The organism is Vibrio sp. 1288 (assembly GCF_033344475.1).
The window spans coordinates 1-513 of the sequence record NZ_JAWPOX010001149.1 but is presented as its reverse complement, the minus strand read 5'-3'; the positions used below and the strand labels follow the sequence as shown (position 1 = coordinate 513).

General features: G+C 47.8%; 2 protein-coding genes. Both read left to right on the top strand.

What is annotated here, in order from left to right; genetic code table 11:
* Nucleotides 1-258: pyridoxine 5'-phosphate synthase (locus R8O11_RS31385; RefSeq protein ID WP_318195412.1), on the top strand; the 258-nt coding region annotated here is incomplete at its 5' end.
* A 13-nt stretch (nucleotides 259-271) separates the two neighbouring features.
* On the top strand, nucleotides 272-513 hold a 242-nt coding region (gene acpS / locus R8O11_RS31380; RefSeq protein ID WP_318195411.1), incomplete at its 3' end, for a holo-ACP synthase.

The following is a 513-nucleotide window of genomic DNA, read 5'->3' as shown; positions in this document are numbered from 1 at the left end:
TACGCTGATGCAGAAACAGAAGAAGAGCAACAAGCAGAATTGAAGAAGATTGCTGCGGGTGCAAGTTACGCTGATGACCTTGGTATTATTGTGAACGCTGGCCACGGTCTGACTTACCACAACGTGGCACCAATTGCTGCGCTACCAGAAATTTACGAGTTGAACATTGGTCACTCTATCATTGGACGTGCAGTGTTTGATGGCCTAGAAAAGTCAGTGGCAGAGATGAAAGCACTGATGATCGCGGCACGCAAATAACTAGGTTCTGCGAATGGCTATTTTAGGTTTAGGAACCGACATTGCTGAAATCGAGCGTATAGAGAAAGCGCTAGGCCGCAGTGGTGAACCTTTTGCCCGACGTATTCTCTCTGAGGATGAAATGGCAAAGTTTTCGCAACTCAAGCAGCAAGGGCGTTATCTTGCTAAGCGTTTTGCCGCTAAAGAGGCAGCATCGAAAGCGCTAGGTACGGGGATTGCTCAAGGCGTGACTTTCCATGATTTTACCGTCTCGAA